The organism is Nocardiopsis sp. LOL_012 (assembly GCF_048060475.1).
GTDB lineage: Bacteria > Actinomycetota > Actinomycetes > Streptosporangiales > Streptosporangiaceae > Nocardiopsis.
This window is the reverse complement of record NZ_JBHMIV010000053.1, coordinates 1-20447: the sequence shown is the minus strand read 5'-3', so window position 1 is coordinate 20447 and position 20447 is coordinate 1. Positions and strand designations below refer to the sequence as shown.

Here is a 20447-nt window from a genome sequence, read left to right as displayed (position 1 = left end):
CGTCTCCGCCGTAGAGGTCTTCCAGCCAGTCGGGGACGCCGTCTCCGTTGCTGTCCCCGTCGGGGCCGTCCCCGCCGGGGCCGTCTCCGCCGTAGAGGTCTTCCAGCCAGTCGGGGACGCCGTCTCCGTTGCTGTCCCCGTCAGGGCCGTCCCCGCCGGGGCCGTCCGTGGGCTGGTTGAAGCCGGGAGGAAGCCCGCCCACGGGTTCGTAGATCTCTTTCAGGCGTGACGAGGTCCCCTCGTAATGGGATGACATCGTGTAGTAGAGGTCGTTCGCCGCGAGGATGACCGGGGCCCAGGTTGCGGCCCAGCGCGCCTTCAGCTCGTTGTTGACCGCTTCGTCGGCCTCGGGAGTGCCCACGACCCCTCGGGACGGCGGGTCGGCGTGGATCAGGATGGTGAAGCGGCCACCACCGTCCTGCCATCTCTCGGTGCCCGCCGAGACGTTGAAGTACCAGTTGTCGAGCGTCTTCTTGATGGTGGAGTTCGGGCTTGCGGCAGCGTTGTTGTACGCGTCGACCAGGGTGGCGATCTTGGGGAGCAGGGGCGCGCGCAGATTGTTGATCTCGTTGTGGAAGCGGTGGAGCTGCATGCTCAGGTGCGCCATGCGCGCGGCCAGGTCGTAGACGCGGGCCGCGAAGACCCCCGCCGCGCTTCCCTGCATCGCGCTGTCGGGGACGTCGAGGCCGGTGTAGACGTTGAACAGGCCGGAGTCCTCGTCACCCACATAGGTTTCGAGGAAGTCGTCGAGCTTGGCGGTGCTGGTGGAGATGTCCCAGATCGTGGACTGCTCGTAGGTGGTCGACGCGTGTTCTCCCGCGGCGATGGACGCCACGTCGATCAGTTTGGGCAGGCGTTCGAGGAACTTGGGCTCAGGGGCGTCGTCGCCTGCCCACAACTGCTCCTGCATCACGTAGCCCGCGTAGTGCCACATGCCAGTCGGGGCCATATAGCCAGGACCACCCGTGCTGTATTGGTATGTCGTGTTCTGTCGGTACTTTCTCCACCACCGGTTGACGTCCGTCTTGTCCATTGCGTACTCGCCGCCCGTGAAGTACTGGCCGTGGGCCACCCAGGGCTTGGTCAGGAACTCGTTCACCGACGGCATGGGCGGATGCGCCCCCTCGTCGTCGGCGTCGGCGAAGATGTTCATGATCTCGTGGAGCTCCGGCACCGGATCTCACCCCTCCTCAGGTCGTCGGCGTGTACTCGTGTCCGCGTGGTCCCCGGTGTCTACTCCGGCTCCCCATCGCCTGTGCCGTCGCCGCCGTTGGAGGGTGTGTAGCCACCCGTTCCGCTTCCGGAGGAGACCGAGGGCGAACCGATGATGGACACGAGCTCCTGGGCGGTGAGGTCCTGCTCGTCTTCCAGGTTGATGAACACGGTGAGGTTCGAGTCCAATCGGTCGCTGATGGCGAGCATCTCCGACTCCAAGTCGGCCACGATGCCGTAGAGAGTGGTCATGGAGGTGTCGATCTCGGTGGCCAGGGTGCCGGCGACTCCGAGGTGAGCGGAGTTCCCGATGAGGATGAAGTGGCCCGAGGGTTCTTGCGAGTAGGGGGCGAACTGGGTGACCATCTGGCTGGCGTGGTCGAGCAACGGGACGATGAAGTCCGTGTGGAACTGCTTCACCCGCTCGAAGTCGATCGCTGTGGCCTCTTCGGAGCCGCTTCCCTCCCCCCCGGAACCACTGCCGTTTCCGGAACCGTCTCCGCCGCCGCTGCCGCCGCCTGAACCGGGTCCCCGGAGACTGCCGGGTACGGGCTCGCCGGTGAGCGGGTCGACCGGCCGGACCAGACCGCTGTCGGGGTCGTAGTCGATCGGCATCCCGGTGTCGGGGTCGTAGGGGTTGCCGTCCTCGTCGAGGGGAAAGAGTTCTCCGGTGTCGGGGTCGATGGGCAGCCCGGTGGTCGGGTCGACCTCCACTTCGCCGGGATAGCCGCCGACGGGGATGGGCTCGCCGGTGAGCGGGTCGACCGGCCGGACCAGACCGGTCTCCGGGTCGTAGTCGATCGGCATCCCGGTGTCGGGGTCGTAGGGGTTGCCGTCCTCGTCGACAGGGAAGGGCTCGCCGGTGGCCGGGTCGATGGGCAGCCCGGTGGCCGGGTCGACCTCCACCTTGATGGCGGAGTCCTCTCCACCGTCGCCGCCCGCGCCGCTGGGGCCGTCCCCGCCTCCGGACCCCTCACTTTCCTCCGAGCCGTCGCCGCCCGTTTCGTCGGAGCTGTCCTCGTCCTCCTCACCGCCGCCCGCACCGTTCGATCCGGTGGGGCTGAACACCGCTCCGTTCCCGGGGTACCCGGAGCCGGCACCGGAACCGCTGCCGGACCCCTCCGTGTTCCGGTAGTCCCCCAGCTTGTAGACCGGTTCGCCCTCACTGTCCACATCGGCCGGGGCGTAGGCCAGCGGCTCGGTGATGGGCTCGCCGTTCAGGGGGTCGATGGGCAGGACACGGCCGGTCTCCGGGTCGTAGGTGATGGGCATCCCGGTGTCGGGGTCGTAGGGGTTGCCGTCGGTGTCGACGGGGAAGGGCTCGCCGGTGGCCGGGTCGATGGGCAGCCCGGTGGCCGGGTCGACCTCCACTGAATCGACGGGGTCGTCGTAGGTGACGGGTTCACCGGTCAGCGGGTCGATGGGAAGGATGACATCGCTGTGGGGATCGTAGGTGATCGGGAGGCCGGTGTCGGGGTCGTAGGGGTTGCCGTCGGCGTCGACCGGGAACGGCTCGCCGGTGGCCGGGTCGATGTGGTTTTTGTCTTGGGGGGCTGGTGCGTAGTGGGCTGAGGACTGGGTTGGTGTGAGGCTTGGGGCTGAGCCGTCGTCGCCTTGACCGGCCGGTGTGTTCCCGGTGTCGGTCGGGTCGCCGGAGGAGTCGTGGGTTCCGTCCGAACCGTCGTTGCCCTGGATGTCTCTGGTGTCATCGGGCTTGTGGGAGGCGTAGTGCTCCTTGTCCGGGGTGGCGGATCCGTCGTTGTCGGTGGGGTTCTCGTCTTGGGGGGCTGGTGCGTAGTGGGCTGAGGATTGGGTTGGTGTGAGGCTGGGGTTTGAGCCGTCGTCTATGGTGTCCGCCGGTTCGGGGCTCTCCATCGCTGGTTGTTGTTGCGTCGGTGCGTAGGAGGTTCCGGGCTCGGTGGGGTCGTCGTCGCCTTGACCGGCCGGTGTGTTCCCGGTGTCGGTCGGGTCGCCGGAGGAGTCGTGGGTTCCGTCCGAACCGTCGTTGCCCTGGATGTCTCTGGTGTCATCGGGCTCGTGGGAGGCGTAGTGCTCCTCGTTCGAGCCGCCGGAGCCCTCTTCGGGGACCTCTGGTTCGGTGTCCGTCAGGCCGCCCTCCGCTCCGGAGCTGCCCGAGTCGTGGTCTTGGTCGGCTTTCTCCAAGCCTTCGTCTGGGCTCGCTCCCGTTTCGGAGCCGCTGCCGTGCTCTCCGGAGCCGCCCGAACCCCCGTCGCCGTCCTCAGACGCCTCGTCCCCGCCCGGCTTCTCGGACTCTGGGTCCTCGATGGTGATGAGGCCGGTGCCGGTGTCGACACTGAGCACCCGATCGCCCGGGTCGATGGTGATCTCGTCGGTCTGAGGGTCGACCTCGACCCGCGTGTCGCCGACCTGGACCGTGACCACGCCGGTGTCGGGGTCCACGGTGATCTCGTAGGGGGCCCCGTCGTCCTCGGTGGAGCCCTCCCCGTCGCCTTCCTCGGAGCCCGCACCGTCGGCACCGTCATCTCCGCCGCCTTCGGTGCGCACCGTCACGGCCCCGGTGTCGGGGTCGACGGTGATCGTGGTGGAGACCCTCTCGTCACCGGACCCGTCCCCGTCGCTGACCGTGGAGGCGGCGATCACGTTCATCTCGGCGGGCAGGCCCTCGCTCTCCGCCCAGGTGGTCTCCGGCAGGGCGCTGTGGGCCGCGGCCGGTTCCACGCCGTCGAGCGGGGGCGTTCCCTCGTGGGCCGAGACCCCCTCCTGTGCGGACTGTACGCGCACCGTCGCGCCGATCTCCTCGGGCCGGAACGGGAGGAGGGGCTCTCCGGCCGCGGCCGGTTCCACGCCGTCGAGCGGGGGCGTTCCCTCGTGGGCCGGGACCCCCTCCTGGGCGGGGGAGGCGGTGGTCGTCGCCGCGAGCGGTACCACGCGGCTGTGAAGCGGCAGGGTCGGGTCCGCAGCCGACAGTGTCACGAACCCCTGGCCGTCGGGGCTGAACTCGCTCCCGGCCGGGTCGATGAGCACCCGCTCGCCGTCGGGGTCGATGGTGACCGTGCGGGAGCCGTTGACGATGGTGACCAGCCCCGCGGCGGTGGCCCCCAGCGGCATGACGGGGCCGTGGAAGGACTCTTCCGCGTACCCCGCCGCTGTGGCGGCCACCACCTCGTCGGCTTCTCCCTCCATGCCTTCGCCCTCCTCGGTCGCGGGCACGGGACCGAGCAGGGCGGCACGAAAGTCCAGGGGTTCGGACGGTTCGAGCACGGGGACTCCTCAGACGTGTTCGGTGTGCGGTCCCGTCCGGCCGGGACGGGAGGGCGGTTGCGCGGCAGGGCTCGGGAGGGGAACGGGGACGGGAGGGGCGGCCCGCCGCGGACCGCCCCTCACCGGGCATCGGACTACATCAGGTCCGCCCACTGCATCGCCTCACGGCTGTCAGTGCCGGCGTAGTTGTTGCGGATGCTGTTCAGCGCCATCTCGGCCTTGCCCAGCAGGGTCTGCATGTCGGCGACGTTCATGCGCCAAGCGCTGACCTTGGCCTGGTAGTTGTCGGCGGTGGCACCCGCCAGGTCCGACATGACCGCCTGCATCTGGGCGTCCAACTGCTCGATCGCGTTCGCGACGTTGGTGGTCTGCGCCCGCAGGTTCATCGTGGCTTCGTCGACGTAGGCGTAGGTGACATCGAAACCGCTCATGGACTCTTCCTTCCGTGGGACCGGTCGTCGGCTCCGGTTGCAGGGCCGGGCCGCCGGAGGGTGTCAGGCCTGGTCCGGGTTGAGCTCGCTGGCCCAGCGGGAGCCTTCGAGGACGCCGAAGTCCTCGGCGTTGTGCATGGAGTGCACGGTGCCGCCGAACACGCCGATCATGTTGTTCATGTCGTTGGTGATGAGCCGCAGCTCCTCCAGCCACCCCACCAGCGCCTCGCTGTAGCGGTTGGAGGCCGCGCCCTGCCAGGAGACGCGCAGCGTGTCACGGGTGCTGTCGACCTGCGTGTAGATGTTGTTGCACTTGCCGTGGGCCTCCGTCATCGCCTCCTGGGCGATGTTGTTGGCCCAGTCTGTATTCCGTGTGTTGTCGTTGGCCATGGCTCCTCATCTCTGTTCTCGGGAAACGGTGTCCCCTCGGCAGGGGCCGTGCGGGCGTGTGGGGGCGGTGGTCACCGGCACCCCCCGCTGTCGGGCGGTGTGAGCGATCCCAGGGGGAGCGCGGCGGCGTCGGGGTGCAGTACGGGTCCGGTGGGCAGCAGGCGCAGCAGCGAGGTGGGCACCTCCGTCGCCGTCTGAGCGCTCGCGCCGAGGGCGGCCAGCGCGTCCTCGCTCGCCACCGGGTACTTGGCCGCCGTGTCGGTGACCAGGTAGTGGGTGGGTGAGCCGGTGCTGCCGCCGACGGGACGGGCGCGCACCACCGCTCCGCCTCCGGCGGGCACGCCGAGCAGGTCGGGGGTCGGGCAGCCCGGGGCGATGGCGGGCATCTCCTGGAAGGGCCGTGCGGTCACCGAGTCGGCCGGGTCCAGGGTCAGCGACAGGCTTCCCTCGGCGTCCAGGCGCAGGCAGGGCACAGCACCGCCCGGCTGGAGGAGCACGGGCGGCTCGGTGGGGACGCGCGCGTCCTCGTCCGTGCCGACCGCGACCCCCGCGGCCAGGTGGTCGTGCGCCTCCCCTGCGGGGATCTCGATCGCCTCCGCCGTGGCGCCGGGGTAGGCGTCCGCTCCGTGCGCGGGATCGGCCAGCAGCAGCAGGGCCTCGGTGAGGGTGAGGGGTTCGAGCCCTTCGGAGGACAACAGGTAGTGCTGGTCGGGCCGTTCGGGGGTGGGCACCGTGAACACCTGGCCCACCAGGCGCTCTCCGCCCGCCAGGACCCGTCCGGGGGAGCCCGCGCCGGGGACGTCGCGGGCGGCCAGATCGGGGGCGGTGGGCACGGCGTCCAGGAAGGCGCCGGTGACGCGGTAGGCGGGGCTCGTGCCGTAGCCCAGGGCCTGGAGGGCGGCCCCGTCCTCGTCGATCCGGAGCCGGGTGCCGCGCCACAGCAGGTGGTGGCCGCCCTCGGGGTCGGTGACCAGGACCGCCTCGTTCCCGGTCAGGCCGGTGGGGGCGGGTGCGGCGTCGATCGTCAGGGCCGTCCGGGCCCGTTCGCCGTCGTCCGTGGGGATGACGCACAGCCGCCACACGGCCTCCTCCAGCGACTCGGCGCCGGGCAGCGAGTCGGGGGCGCCGGCGATGCCGACCGGGCCACCCATGGGCACCCCCTCCAGCGAGTCCGCCGAGACCAGGGACACCTCCATGTTCGACCCCTGGATCAGACGGGCCGAAGCGAAGTTGGCGACGGGCCGCAGGGCGCCGTCAGCGTAGAGGTAGGCGGCTCCGCTGTCCTTGTCCACGACCAGGTTCCCCTCCTCACGCCAACTGCTGGCCCCGCCGGGGAAGATGAGGCCGAAGACGAGGAAGCCCACGCACAGGACGAGCGCGATGGCCAGGCCGATGTAGGTCCCGGTCCGGGTGCGGCGCATGGGGGCGTCCACGGCGTCGGGGTCGGCCTCCAGCATCGCCGTGCCCAGTCGGCCCACGGTGAAGTTGTAGGCCATGACCCGGTCGCGTCGTGACTGCATCTCAACCGCCGATCGACCGCAGGGCGCCGAAGACGCCGAACCCGGCCAGGACCAGGGAGAACACGCCTACGCACAGCACGATCTGGATGATCTCGGCCGCCCGGCCCCAGTGCGGCAACTGGCGCCGTCCGGGTACCGCCCAGGAGACGATCGCCAGCACGGCGGTGACGGCGAACAGCGCGAGCAGGGTGAGCGACCGTGCGAGGGGCTCCGCCGTCCACGCGAAGGACAGGGCCAGCGCCGTCAGCCCGATCCAGGCGGGGGCGACCATGGACGCGCGCTGCCACGCGCTGGCGGCACCGCGGGCCTGGAGCAGCATCACCAGGGACACGATGGCGCACAGGGAGACCTCCACCCAGCCCGGTTCCAGGGCCAGGACCACCAGGCACACGGTGAGCACCGCCCCGATCGCCCCGTACAGCGCGGTCTGGAAGCGGTCGGCGAGCTGCGTGCGGTCCAGGACGGTGCGGGCGGGGAAGGGGTCGATGCCTTCCTGGAGCTGTTCGGGGTTGGCCGGCAGCGGGGGCAGCCGCAGTCCGGAGGCGCGGAAGGCCATCTGGGGGACGAACGTGCCCAGGAAGAGGGCGATCAGCGCGATCAGGCCCGCCACGGCCGGGACCGAGGCGCCGGGCAGGAACATCAGCGCCAGCGCTCCCAGCAGCGTGAGAACCTCGACGGTGAACAGGCCGACGAAGAAGGGCACCGATCCGGCCACGGCCGCCAGGCCGAGCACGCTCGCCCCGGCCGCCGCCATGGCGGCGGCCAGGACCATCGCTCCGGCCAGTTTCAGGCCGGGCTCGCCGGTGGGCACGCTCGCCCCGGCCAGGGCCATGTACAGGACGGCCGCCGCCGCCAGGCCGGTGGAGGCGAGCAGGTCGCCCATGGCCCGGGAGGCGGCCCAGGCTGACAGGAGCATCAGGACCGCCGAGGACGCGGCGGTCAGCGCGGTCAGCCCACCCAGGCCCCCGGTCGCCAGTACGGCCAGGCCGGTGACCAGCACCGCCAGGCTCAGCCCCTGCAGCAGCATCCGGGTGTGGGCGGGCCGCCAGCGGTCGCCCCGTTCGGCCATGCCCGTGGCGACGCCGTCGGTGAGGTCGTCGAAGTGGATAGGAGGGAGCTGGTCGCGGCGGGGGCGCAGGTAGAGGGTCTCGCCGTGGCACAGGCCCAGCGAGCCCACGGTCTCGTCCTCCTCGAACGGCTCGTCGCCGAGCTGTTGCAGCACCCAGCCGTCGTGTTCGAGGCCGCTCTCGTCCAGGTCCTCGCCGTTGTCTCCCTCGGCGTAGAGCACGAAGGTCGGCAGCAGTTCGGAGAGGGGGACGTCGGAGGGGGCGGCGATCTCGAAGGAGCGGCTGGGGGCGCGGACCAGGAGGCGGCACAGGTCCGCGGCGGCGGGATCATTCATTGCGGGTTCTCACCCATCACGAATACTCGTCCTTGAGCAGCAGGGGACCGTGGTCTTCGGCCGCCCGCCTGTGGAAGTGCATGGTTTATGGTGTGCACCGAAGTGGTTTCGTGTGGCAACAATAGCGTTTGCTTGGCATGATGAAAACGGGTGACAGAGGGATCCCGGTCACCCCTTCGGTACGGAAGGCTCTAGCGCCCGTGAGTACGATCCTCGTCCGCCGACCGCCCCGCCGCCCCGGTCCGGACCTGCCCAAGGGAGAGATCACCCTCCAGGAGCCTCCGGAGCTGGCCGAGCCGCAGTCGAGCATGTCGTCGATCTTCATGTACCTGCCGATGGCCCTGACCTCGATGGCGATGATGATGCTCTTCATCCGCCCGGGCAGCGGTATGGGTGACTCGGTCATGCCCTACATCGCGGGCGGCATGATGCTCGTCGGCGCGGTGGTGATGCTCGGCGGCCAGTACCTGCGCACCCAGTTGGAGCGCCGTCGCAAGCTCAACGACGACCGCAGCGACTACCTGCGCTACCTCAAGCAGATGCGCACCCGGCTGCGCGAGGTGGTCGTCGAACAGCGCGACGCCATGCTCTGGCGGGCCCCGCACCCCGACGCCCTGTGGTCCATCGTGCGCACCTCCCGCCTGTGGGAGCGGCGCGCCGAGGACGAGGACTTCGCCGAGGTGCGCATCGGCGTGGGCGAACAGGCCATGGCCATGGCCATCGCCCCGGTCGCCTCCAAACCCGTGGAGGACCTCGAACCCCTCAGCGCGCACGCGCTGCGCCGCTTCATCCGCGCCTACAGCACCGTGGAGGACCAGCCCGTCCAGGTGCACCTGCGCGGCTACGCCCGGATCTCGCTGCGCGGCGACACCGACGCCTGCCGCGGTCTGGTCCGCGCCCTGGTCGGACAGCTCACCGTCTTCCACGCCCACGACGAACTCCGCGTGGCGGTCTGCGCCTCCGACGCGGCCCGCCCCGCCTGGACGTGGACGAAGTGGCTGCCGCACGCCCAGCACCCCACCGCAGGCGACGGCGCCGGCCCCGTGCGCCTCATCTCCGCCAACGCCCTGGATCTGGAACGGCTCATCGGCGACGACATGGCCGACCGCCCCCGGTTCGACCCCTCCGCCGACCCCGGAAGGGAGGAGCCCTTCACCGTGATCGTGGTCGACGACGGCGAGGTGCCCGTCGGCTCGCGCCTGCTGGGCGGTGGCTACCGCAACGCCCTCATCATCGACGTGGACGACCCCATGCCACCCGACGACGACCCCTACACCCTCTCCCTGCGGGTGGAGCCCGACCGGCTCGTGATGCTCTCCCAGGACCACAGCGGACGCGACGTCGAGACCGCTCTGGGCCGCCCCGACGCCCTCAGCCTCGGCCGGGCCACCAGCCTGGCCCGCCTCATGGCCCCCTACCGGATCGGCGTCCAGACCGAGGTCACCGAGCCGCTGACCACCGACTTCGAACTCACCGGCCTGATCGGTATCACCGACCTGTACCACTACGAGGCCGAGCGGATGTGGAGCGACCTGCATCCCAAGAACCGGCTGCGCGTGCCGATCGGCATCAGCTCGGAGGGCGCTCCGCTGGAACTGGACCTCAAGGAGTCCGCGCTCGGCGGCATGGGTCCGCACGGCATGCTCATCGGCGCCACCGGGTCGGGCAAGAGCGAACTGCTGCGCACCCTCGTCCTGGCCCTGGCCCTCACCCACTCCTCCGAGACGCTCAACTTCGTCCTCGTCGACTTCAAGGGCGGTGCCACCTTCATCGGCCTGGACGGGCTGCGGCACACCTCCGCGCTCATCACCAACCTCGCCGACGAGGCGGTCCTCGTCAGCCGCATGCAGGACGCCCTCAACGGGGAACTGGTCCGGCGCCAGGAGCAGTTGCGCGCCGCGGGCAACTTCAGCTCCGTCCACGAGTACGAGAAGGCCCGCGAGTCCGATCCGTCCATGGAGCCGATGCCCACCCTGTTCGTCGTCGTCGACGAGTTCAGCGAGCTGCTCGCCGCGCACCGCGACTTCATGGACCTCTTCGTCATGATCGGACGCCTGGGCCGCAGCCTCGGCGTGCACCTGCTGCTCGCCTCCCAGCGCCTGGACGAGGGCCGCATGCACCAGTTGGAGGGCCACCTCTCCTACCGCATCGCCCTGCGCACCTTCTCCGCCATCGAGAGCCGCGGGGTCCTGGGCGTCCCCGACGCCCACCAGCTCCCCTCATCGCCCGGCAACGGCTACCTCAAGACCGACACCGACACCCTCGTCCGCTTCAAGGCCGCCTACGTCTCCGGCACCTACCGGACACGCCCCCGCGTCTCCCGGAGCCTGGCCACCGGCCGCGAGGTCGTCCCCTTCCTGGACGGGCACGTCCCCTCGCGCGCGCCCGAACCCGAGGCGCCCGTCGAGGAGGAGACCCCGCAGGAGGAGGCCGACACCCTGCTCGCGGTGGCGCTGTCCAAGCTGCACGAACGCGGGCCGGCCGCCCGCGAGGTGTGGCTGCCTCCCCTGGACGTGCCGCCGCTACTGGACGAACTGCTGGGCATGGCCGACGTCCGGGTGCCCCGGGGCGGCCTGGCCTGGACCGACCAGGGCCGCCTCACGATCCCGCTCGGCATCGTCGACCGCCCCTTCGAGCACACCCGTCTGCCGCTCACCGCCGACCTCACCGGCTCCGGCGGCCACGTGGGCATCGCCGGCGGGCCCCAGAGCGGCAAGAGCACCCTGCTGGCCTCGCTCATCCTCGGCCTGGGCCTGGTCAACACCCCCGCCCAGGTGCAGTTCTACGGCATCGACTGCGGCGGCGGCGTCCTCCAGACGCTCACGTCCCTGCCGCACGTGGGCAGCGTGGCGCCGCGCAGCGACGAACGGCGCATCAACCGCACCGTCATGGAGATGAACGAACTGCTCACCCAGCGGGAGGCGTTCTTCGCCGAGAACGGCATCGACTCCATGACCACCTACCGGCGCCGCCGCGCCGCCGGGGAGTTCGCCGACCAGCCCTACGGGGACGTGTTCCTGGTCATCGACGGCTGGGGCACCATCCGCCAGGACTTCGCCGACCTGATCCCCCCCATCGTCCAGCTCATCCAGCGCGGCCTCAACTACGGCCTGCACGTGGTGGTGGCCTCACCGCGCTGGGCCGACTTCAACACCAGCGTGCGCGACCTGATGGGCACCCGGTTCGAACTGCGCCTGGGTGACCCGGTCGACTCCGTGGTGCACATGCGCACCGCCCAGACCGTTCCCCGCGTGCCCGGCCGCGGTATCACCGAGGACAGGTCCCACTTCCTCACCGGCCTGCCCAGAGCCGACGGCGACGCCTCCCCGGTCACCCTCTCCGCAGGGATGGCCGACCTCGTCGAACGCGTGCGCTCCGCCTGGGACGGGCCCGAGGCGCCGCCGGTACGCACCCTGCCGCCCATCTTGCACGCCGCGGAACTGCCCGCCGCCAAGCTGACCAGGGACGGTGGCCTCAGGATCCCGCTGGGCCTGGAGAGCCGGCGCATGAAGCCGTTCTGGCACGACTTCTCCCTCACCCCGCACCTGCTCGTGGTCGGCGACACCGAGACCGGCAAGACCACCCTGATCCGGCACATCACCAACGCCATCCGCGAGCACTACGGCCCCGGGACCGCGCGCGTGGTCCTGGCCGACCAGCGCCGCCGCCTCTACGACGCCGTCCCCAAGGAGATGCAGCTCGGCTACGCGGTCTCGCCCGACAGCCTCAAGGAGATGGTGGTCGCCGCCGCCCAGGCGATGAAGGTCCGGATGCCCGGACCGGAGATCGCCCCCGAGCGCATCCGCAAGCGTGACTGGTGGACGGGGCCCGAGCTGTTCCTCATCATCGACGACTTCGAGATGGTCTCCGGCAGCGGCCCCAGCCCCCTCGCGCCGTTGATGCCGATGCTGGCCCAGGGCGCCGAGATCGGCATGCACGTCATCCTCGTCCACGCGGCGGGCGGGTTCAACCGGGCCGCGTCCGATCCGGCGATCCGCTCGCTCATCGACTTCAACACCCCGAGCATCATGCTGTCCTGCCCCCCCTCGGAGGGCATGCTGTTCGGCAACATCCGGGCCAGGAGGATGCCGCCCGGGCGCGCGCTGTGGATCTCCCGCCGCGACCCCGTCGAGGTCCAGCTCGCCATCGCCGAGGGCGCCGACGGGTAGGGGCGGTGCCCGGCCCCTCCGCCACGGGGGCCGGGCACCCCGCACCTCAGATGAGGGGGCGCGGGTCCTCCTCCGGGGTGATCTCCTCGCCCTCGGCGGCGGGCCGCCACCCCCGCTCCCGGCCGGCCCTGATCACCGCACCGGCCAGCGTGCACAGTACGACCACCCCTCCGGCGGCCCCCACCACCGCGATGGTGCCCGGCGCGTCCACCGCTCCGTACACCGACGGGTCCGGGACGAACGCCTCGTCGGCGGACACCGTTCCGCCCTCCGTGCCCGAGGCGGCGGCCAGCGCCCCCGCCGGGTCGATCCGGCCGCTTCCCGAGACCGGGTCGAGCGGCCCCAGCGCCGAGCCGTAGGCGGTGGCGGCCAGCCGCTCGCGCACCCGCACCGGTTCCAGACCGGGCTCGCGCGCCAGCAGCAGCGCCGCCGACCCCGCGGCGAACGCGGCGGCGACCCCGTCTCCGCTGGCGGTGGCGTGGCCGCCCCCGTCCGGCGCCACGCTCAGGACGCTGGTCCCGGGCGCGACGACGTCCACCCGCGACAGCTCACCGCTGGGCAGGAGCAGGGGGGTGTCCAGGACGGGCGTCCCGTCCACCCCGTGCGATCCCACGCTCAGCACCGCGGGGTGCTGAGCGGGATGGCCGGGGAACGGCCCGGCGGCGGTCGGCACGGTGGCCGGTGCGACCACGACCGCGCCCGCCGCCTCGGCCTCCTCCACCGCCGTGTCCAGCTCCGGTGAGCCGACCAGGGCTCCGGTACCGACCAGGACCACGCGCGCCCCGGCGGCGACCGCCGTCCCGATACCCGCCGCGATCTGGGCGGCGGAGGCCACGCCCGTGTCGGCGTCCCCCGTCGGGACGGGCAGGAGGTCGGAGCCGGGGGCCACGCCCACGAAGCCGCTCTCCGGTAGGGGGCGGGCCGCCACGATACCGGCCAGGAACGTGCCGTACCCCAGACAGTCGGTACCTCCGCCGCCCTCCACCGCCCCGGCCAGGGCCGGAACCCCTCCGTCCACCCCGGTGGCCAGCACAGCGACGGACACCCCCTCCCCGCGGCTCAGCTCGTGGGCCCCGGCCAGGCCCAGGCTCTGGAAGGTCCACGGGACGCGCGCCACGGTGTCGCCGCCGGACTCGGCACAGGGGTCGTCGGCCGCCTTGAACTGCGTGACCTCGGGCAGGGCCGCGGGCTCGTCGGCCGCGGCGGGGGGTGCGGCGGCCAGCGTCGGCCCGAGCATGAGGAGGGCCGCTGCCGCGGCACGGCCGCGCCAGTGACCGCGCCCGGCGCGCGGCGGGCGGCTCCGGCTCGTGGACTGCTCGTTCATCGGGGGTCGTCCATCCTTCGTCACGGGTCGGCGCGGGCGGTCTCGTGTGCCCTGGCTCGCGGTCAGCTCCAGGCGATCCGTTCCAGTTCCCGCAGGCTGGCCGCGGTCGACACCTCGGTGCCCGGGGGGATGGCGCTGCCGTGGGGCGGCTGGTCGGCGGCCAGCTCGAACGCCTCCAGAGGCGAGACCTCCTCGCTCCTGCGGTCGACCATCCACATGATCCAGGCGCTCTTGGCCCGTGATCCGGCGGCACCGGAGCGGGGTGTGGCGATGAAGGACGCGGCGTCGTCGGTCTCGGCCGCCCACAGATAGCCCACGATCTGCTCCCCGTCGCTGACCGGGGCGTAGCGCACGGCCGCATCGGTGTCGGGGTGGTAGGTGCGCCGGTCCAGGGTGAAGGGGGCCAGGTCGCCCCACCGCCCCCCGGGGCCGGTGCCGTCGGCGGGCTCGTCCGGGACCGGCTCGGGGTGCGGGTGCCCTGGGTTGGCGATCTCGTACAGCTCCTCCAGGGCCGCCGCCTCCCCCAGGGGACGCTCGGTGCCGCCCGCGACCGGGTCCTCCGGGGCGCCGTGCCAGCGTTCGAGCGCCTGGAGCGCGGTCAGGCCCTCGGCGCGCGCCCGGCCCAGCCGCTCCGCCCACCGCGCCGCAGTCCGGAGCCGATCGACCGGTTCGGCCGATGCGAGGACCATGAGACAGCTCGCCGCGTCCTCGGTGGTGGAGGCCCACAGATAGGCGATCACCGTCTCCCCCCGGGTGACGGGCTGGTAGCGGACGGGGGTGGAGGTGGAGAAGGCGTAGTGCTCTGTTCGCTCGAACGGGGTATCGGACATGGCTGTCTCTCTCGTCTCGGGGGAGGAACGGATCCGGGTGTCTTCAGCGGCGACGCGTGCGATGCCTGGTAAATATCATTCTTCCGCATTCGCGTCCCTGCGGTGCTGCCTCCCGATGTGAGGTGGGTGCGGGCGCGCCCCGGTCCTAGCCGATGGGGCGGAACTCCCGTTCCATGCCGACCAGGTCCGGGAAGGCACCGAACGTTTCGATGAGGTAGGCGATCCTGCCCGACCGCCGCTTCAATTCCTCGAACCTGAGCGCGGGGTCGGTCGAACCCATGATGTCCCGGACGAGCTCGGCCTGTTCGGCGGGCAGCCGCCCGATCCCGTCGCTGTGGGCGCGGACGACGTCGTCGAAGGTGAGAGGCGTGAGGCCGGTCATCTCGTACAGGGGCCAGAGCGGTCCGCGCAGGGACCGCTCCTCCACCGCGTCCAGCCTCTGTCGGAGTGTGTCGGCCCGCAGGAGGCGGTCCCGCAGGTCCGGGTCCCGGCTGTAGTCCAGGAACGCGTTGTGCTGGGCCTCGGTCAGGTCGGCGGGGGCGGGGAAGGTCAGGGGGGCGGTCCCGCCGACGTCGGTACCGGCATGTGGGGTGCTGCCGGGACCGGTGCGGCCGTCCCGCGGGGCCCGTTCGGGAGAGGAGGGGGGCTGCCGCACCTCCGGGGCACTGGCGGGACCGTCTCCCCTGAGGGCTTCGGTGAATCTCTCCGTCAGGGGGCCGGCGTCGTATGCGGGGAATGGGGGCGTTGCCGTGAGCGGGGTGTTGTTCTCACTGGTGGCGGGCCGTGGGTCTTCGGTGATGCGGACGCGCAGAGGTTCCCAGGCGGCGCGGAACCCGGGGTGGAGGTCGAGGAAGTCCACCCGGTCGACGGCGATCCAGCGCAGTTCGTGGCTTTCGCCGTCCCTGGGCGCGAGATCGGGCATGCCGAGGATGTAGGACAGGTGGGTCTCGTACTTCCAGCCGGGGAGCACCTGTTCGTGGGGGACCGGCTCGGCCAGCGGGGTGTAACCCAGACCGGCCACCTCTTCGTTGAACTCGCGCAGGGCGGTCTGGGGATAGGTCTCGTCCCGGTCCCGGGCACCGCCTGGGACGCCCCAGGTGCCGCCCTCGTCCGTCCAGTCGGCTCGTCTCTGGAGCAGGACGTGGGCGGTGCCGTCGGGTGCGGTGGAGTGCAGCAGGAGTCCGGCCGCGCCGTAGCGGCCCCACTGCCTGATGCCGTCGGGGAGGGTAACCCACCCGTCGCCGCTACCGTCGCTGTGGGCAGGGGGCGGCCCCTGCGTGAGGAGATGGCGGATCCCCCGGTACAGGGTCTCGGCCCGGTTCCTGCTCTCGGTGCTTTCGGCGCTGTCGGGATCACCGTTGGTGAGGTCGGCTGTTCGCTGGAGGACGTCGGCGGCGGAGCGGAGCCGTTCGGCGCGGTCGGTGAACCCCGACACGGAGTGGCGGACGCGTTCGATGCTCCGTTCCCGTCCAGGCAGGCGGGGGGCGTCGGGCCGTTCCTGCTCCCGGAGCCAGTGGTTCAGCGCCTCCGCTTGGTTCCGGGCTGCGGTGGCCTCGCCCAGGACCGCGCGGGCCCGGGCCTCGAACCCGGCCGCGGTCGACGCCGCGGCCAGGCCGTCGGTTCTGATGTGCTGCCAGGCCTGGCGGAAGTGGGGGTGGAGTTTCAGGGCGCCCACCTTGCGCAGGGCGAACCATTGGAGTGTACTCTCGCCGTCCCGGGCCTCGACCGGGGGAAGGCCTGAGCCGGTTCGGGCGTGGACCAGGTAGAGATCGCGGCTCCACTCCTGCCCTTCGCCGCGGTTGAGCGTGTAGGCCGTGACGGAACCGAGCCGGTCTGGGGGAAGGCCTGTCACCTCGCCGAGCCAGGCCGCGTTGAGGGCCCCCTCGTCACGGTCGCGGGCTCTGCCCGGGGCGGCCCAGACGGGGCCCATGTGGGTGTGCCTGCCGTAGCGCTGGAGTAGGACGTGGAGGGTGCCGTCGGTGTCGGCGGCGTACACCAGGGTCTCGGCGATGCCGTACCGGCCCCATTCGTAGGTGCCGTCGCTCAGGCGCTTCCAGGCCCTACCGGAAGCGGGGGGATCGTCGGTGGCGGTGATGCGCGGGGTCCGCTCGGTGCCGGGCAGGATCTCGCTGTCGATGTGGAACCGGCCGCTGGCGTCCTGGGTGACGCCGGTGATCCGGTGGGAGAGGCCGTGTTCGAGGAGCACCTCCCGCTCGTCGGCATGTGGCAGACCTTCCTGGCCGAGCCAGAAACCGTTCGTGCCCTGAGGAACGGTGAGGTGCACGTGGTAGGGGAAGTCCCACCCTTTCAGCTCGTTCCCCAGGGTGGTGGACATGTAGGCGAGTTCGGTCTGGACCGTGCCTGTGAGGATCCTTCTGAGGTCGGACAGCGTGGGGTTCTCTCTCTGTTCCAGGTCTTTGTGCATGAAGGAGACGCTGTCCAGGCCGCGGTGCACCTCGACGGGTTCTGGCAGCGGGTTCCGGGAGATGACCTCGTCCATGAGGTCGATGTTCCGCAGGTGCGCCCCTACTTTGCGGACGTGGAATGTGCCGTCCAGACGTCCCAGCGACTCCACTTCCTCGACCGGCTGGCCGCTGCGCAGCAGTTGGTTGATCTCCCTGTAGACGCTGTCGTCGGCGTAGGTCATGAACGCCTTCCGCTGCGCTTCGGTGAGGAGGTCGAAGGGACGGCGGGATCCGTCGGTGGCGTTGAGGACCCTGTTGCCGTAGGCGGCCGCCTCCCCCTCGTTGGTGAAGCGCCTCACGCCGTTGTCCAGGTGGCCCGGCGTTGGCTGGTCGGTACGGAGGGCGGCCTGCGCTGGCCTGTCGGAGCCGGTGCGGTCCGGCGGCTGAACCGGTACGGGGTCTGCGGGGAGGGCCTCCCCGGTGGTGGGGACGGCTCCAACGCCGTCCTCGGCGGGAGGGAAGGCGGGGGCGCCGGTGCCGAGCGTGTACTCGTGCTCGTCCTGGATCACCAGGGCGGGCAGGTCTTGCCGCGGGAGCTGTTCCGGGGTGGGCGGGGTCTCCGTGATCCGGATCTCGGGCGGGACCGGACCCGTTTCAGTCGCTTCGCCGGTGTCCGCGGCCTCGCCGGGGGAGGGGACCTCCGGACGTGCCGCCAGGTCCAGGCTGTTCCGCAGCCGGTTCCACGTGGTGCGGAAAGCGGGGTGCAGGTCGAGCGAGGCGACTTCGTGGACGGGGACCCAGCGGATCTGGTGGCTCTCCTCGTTGCTTCTGCCCAGGTCCGGGAATCCGGGTACACGGGCCAGGTAGGTGTCGTAGCGCCAAGAGGTGAGGTCGTGGGTGTGGGTGCCGACGATCTCGATCGCTCCGGGGTCCCCGCTGACCTCCTCGGAGAATTCGCGCCGGGCGGCCTGGAGGGGGGTCTCGTCGCGGTTGCGCGCTCCGCCCGGAATACTCCAGGTGTCACCCGTGTCCGTGTCCGAGCCGCGGTGCTGGAGCAGGACGTGGGGGACGGTGCCGTCCGGTCCGTCCGAGTACAGCAGCAGCCCGGCGGCACCGTACAGGCCCCACCGGTATGTAGTGTCGGGTACGCGTACCCAGCCGTCACCGGAAACCGGGGCGTCCTCGGCGGGGACGCTGTGGACGCCGTCCCCGCCTGAGGACTCTCCCCGGGCGGGCGCGAGGACTTCAACGTCGATGTGGGTCACACCGTCGCGTTCGGTGACCGCGGTGGCCTGGTAGTCGGTGCCGTGTTGCAGGAGCAGTTCCCGTTGGTCCGCGTACACACTGTGCTTGCCCAGCCACAGCCCTCCCGTTCCGGGGGGGAGGGTGAGGTGAAGTTCGAACGGAAAGCTACCCGAGCCGGAGAACGGGCTACCCGCCCCCAGGGAGGTGGACAGGAAGGCGGGTTCCCTCTGGATCTTGCCTACGAGTGCGTGCGGGTCTTCGGGCGTGAAACCCCTCATGAAGTTGATCTCGTAGAGGGCCCGGTGCACGGTGATGCGCTCGGGCAGGGGGTTGCGCGCGATGGCCCGGCTGATCAGGTCGATGCGGTGCTCCACGTCCTCGAACGTGGGCAGGGCGCCGAACGATTCGACCAGGATCGTGCTGTGCGTCCAGCGCCACGTCTTCATCTGCTGCAGGGCCCACGCGGGATCGGCCGACTCCATGATCTCCTGGACGAGGGCGGCCTGGTCTCGGGGAAGCGTTGTGAACCTCTCGTAACCCTCGGCCACGGACTCCAACGTCAGGGGTGTGAACCCCGTCATCTCGTACAGGGGCCACAACGGGCCGTGATTGTGGAGCCACTGCTCCATCAGGTCCTCGCGGTCCTGGCGGTTCGCGATGCGCATCAGGCTGTTGTAGGGGATGGCACTGGTCGTGTACCCGAGCACCGCCGCGCGTTCTTCCGCGGTCAGGTTCTCGAAGGAGTGCGGGTTGGTGCCGGGGTCTCCGAGTACGTACTCACCGTAGGCCTCCGCTTCGTGGTCGGTGCCGAAGCGTCGGATGCCGTCGGGACCCATCCGTCCTGGCCACGGATCGGATTCCCTGTCCGCGCCGGGGCCCTCGCCCGCGGCCGTTCCCGGGCCGGGGGCGTCGCTCGCCCGCGCTTCCCGGTGGCCATTGTCCACGGGCACCTGGAGGGCTTCGCTGAACCGCTGCTCCAGGGAGGGCGCATCGTCGGAGCGGGCGTTCTCCGTCGGTGCCGTGCCGGTGGGCAGCGGTGTCGGGCTGGGGGAGCCAGAACCCTCCGAGCCGTCGGTGTCGGTGAGAGCGAGGTTGACGGCGAGGTCGGTGTCGCCCTTGGCGGGGGCCAGGAGGGGGCGGATGCCGTCGTAGAGCTGTTCGGCGTGTTCCGTGGCGGCGGCGGTCCGGGCGCTGCCGGGATCGCGCAGGGCCGCCTCGGCGGCGGCTTCGAGGGCGCCCGCGGCTGTGCCGAACCGGTCGGCCCGCTCCTGGGCACTCTGGCCGTAGTGCCGCGCTTGTTCGATGAGGTGTCGGGGTGCTGTGTCCTGCTGCTCCCGGGCGAAGTCCAGGAGTTCTCTGGCCCGTTTGAGATGCTGTTCGGCCTGGGTGCGGACGGTGTCGGCTCGGGGACGCAAGCCCTCGGCTGGATCCTCGGGTGTGGCGGTGGGGGTTTGGATCGGGGCGGGGGTGCCGGGAAGGCCGGTTCCCTGACCGTCACCGGTTGTGTGCCGGACGCGCGCCGTTCGGTCGGCGGCGCTGTTCGGTGTGTTGTTCTCGGCGCTTCTGCCAGTGGTGGGGTCGCTGCTTCCGGTTCTAGCAGGGGTGTTGCTTCCTGGTCCGGGGGTGGCCTGTCCGGCGGGTGTGGCAGCGGTACCGGTCGGTTCGATGCCGTTGAGGGCGAAGACGTCGAGGTGGGTGTGTGCGGTGCTGTGGTCCAAGGGGGAGGCGGTGGCGTCCTTGGGGTTGAGGTCGGGGCCGGTGGGGAGGGGGTGTTTGGATTCGAGGAGGGCGAAGGGCGGGGAGGTGGTGGGTGTGGCGGGGGTGGAGTCGCTGTAGAGGGAGTCGGAGTCGGAGTCGAGGCCGGGGAGGGAATCGGTGTCCTGGGGACGAGACATCTCGTCCCCGTGGTCAGTGGTGCGGGGGCGGTTGAGCTCTGCGGCGAACTCGTCGAGGTAGGCGCTGTCCTGTGGGAAGGGCGAGGCCGTGCTCTGGTTCTGTGCGGAGACGGTGTGTGGTGGGGTGGCGGTGTTCTCGTTGCTGGTTGGGGTGCGCGGGTCGGTTGCCGGAGCGGTGTTCTGCGGGTCTTCGTGGGCTGTGGTCGCGCGGCTGTTCCCGTTGGCGTCGTCGTGTTCGTCGTCGCGGCGGTGGTGGCTGCCGTTGCGCGGGCTGCCCGTGGGGTCGCCTTCGTTTCCCGCCGTGCCTGGCGGGGCCGTGTCGGTAGCGGTGTCCACGGGTGTGGGTTCGGTTGTGGTGCTGTTTGTGGTGTTGGTGTTGGT

The 20447-nt window shown here is 71.1% G+C and carries 9 protein-coding genes and 1 pseudogene; 1 reads left to right on the top strand and 9 read right to left on the bottom strand.

What is annotated here, in order from left to right; all coding sequences use genetic code 11:
- From ACFHWE_RS22640 to eccD, 6 genes and pseudogenes are all read right to left on the bottom strand, one after another.
- Positions 1 to 1174: pseudogene (locus ACFHWE_RS22640) on the bottom strand (hypothetical protein); the annotation flags it as partial.
- A 59-nt stretch (positions 1175 to 1233) separates the two neighbouring features.
- Positions 1234 to 4455 (bottom strand): hypothetical protein, encoded by a 3222-nt coding sequence (locus ACFHWE_RS22635; RefSeq protein WP_416603889.1) that lies wholly within the window; start codon positions 4453 to 4455, stop codon positions 1234 to 1236.
- A gap of 134 nt (positions 4456 to 4589) precedes the next feature.
- Positions 4590 to 4886: a WXG100 family type VII secretion target gene (locus ACFHWE_RS22630; protein WP_416603888.1), complete on the bottom strand. Its 297-nt coding sequence runs from the start codon at positions 4884 to 4886 to the stop codon at positions 4590 to 4592.
- Between the two features lie 63 nt (positions 4887 to 4949).
- Positions 4950 to 5276 (bottom strand): hypothetical protein, encoded by a 327-nt coding sequence (locus ACFHWE_RS22625; protein ID WP_416603887.1) that lies wholly within the window; start codon positions 5274 to 5276, stop codon positions 4950 to 4952.
- Positions 5277 to 5347: 71 nt separating this feature from the next.
- The gene (eccB, locus tag ACFHWE_RS22620; protein ID WP_416603886.1) at positions 5348 to 6796 is read right to left on the bottom strand and encodes a type VII secretion protein EccB; all 1449 of its coding nucleotides are present in this window, start codon (positions 6794 to 6796) and stop codon (positions 5348 to 5350) included.
- Position 6797: 1 nt separating this feature from the next.
- Entirely contained in the window at positions 6798 to 8198 is a 1401-nt protein-coding gene (gene eccD / locus ACFHWE_RS22615) for a type VII secretion integral membrane protein EccD (protein ID WP_416603885.1), read from the bottom strand.
- A gap of 200 nt (positions 8199 to 8398) precedes the next feature.
- On the opposite strand from eccD, the gene eccCa reads away from it, so the two are divergent.
- Complete coding sequence (gene eccCa / locus ACFHWE_RS22610; protein WP_416603884.1) at positions 8399 to 12367, top strand: type VII secretion protein EccCa; 3969 nt, start codon at positions 8399 to 8401, stop codon at positions 12365 to 12367.
- Between the two features lie 46 nt (positions 12368 to 12413).
- On the opposite strand, the gene ACFHWE_RS22605 is transcribed toward eccCa, so the two are convergent.
- The 3 genes from ACFHWE_RS22605 to ACFHWE_RS22595 form a co-directional block, all read right to left on the bottom strand.
- The gene (locus ACFHWE_RS22605; RefSeq protein WP_416603883.1) at positions 12414 to 13691 is read right to left on the bottom strand and encodes a S8 family serine peptidase; all 1278 of its coding nucleotides are present in this window, start codon (positions 13689 to 13691) and stop codon (positions 12414 to 12416) included.
- A gap of 62 nt (positions 13692 to 13753) precedes the next feature.
- Complete coding sequence (locus tag ACFHWE_RS22600; RefSeq protein WP_416603882.1) at positions 13754 to 14521, bottom strand: hypothetical protein; 768 nt, start codon at positions 14519 to 14521, stop codon at positions 13754 to 13756.
- Positions 14522 to 14666: 145 nt separating this feature from the next.
- Positions 14667 to 20402, bottom strand: coding sequence for an ADP-ribosyltransferase (locus tag ACFHWE_RS22595; RefSeq protein WP_416603881.1), 5736 nt, complete (start codon positions 20400 to 20402; stop codon positions 14667 to 14669).
- Positions 20403 to 20447 lie beyond the last annotated feature (45 nt).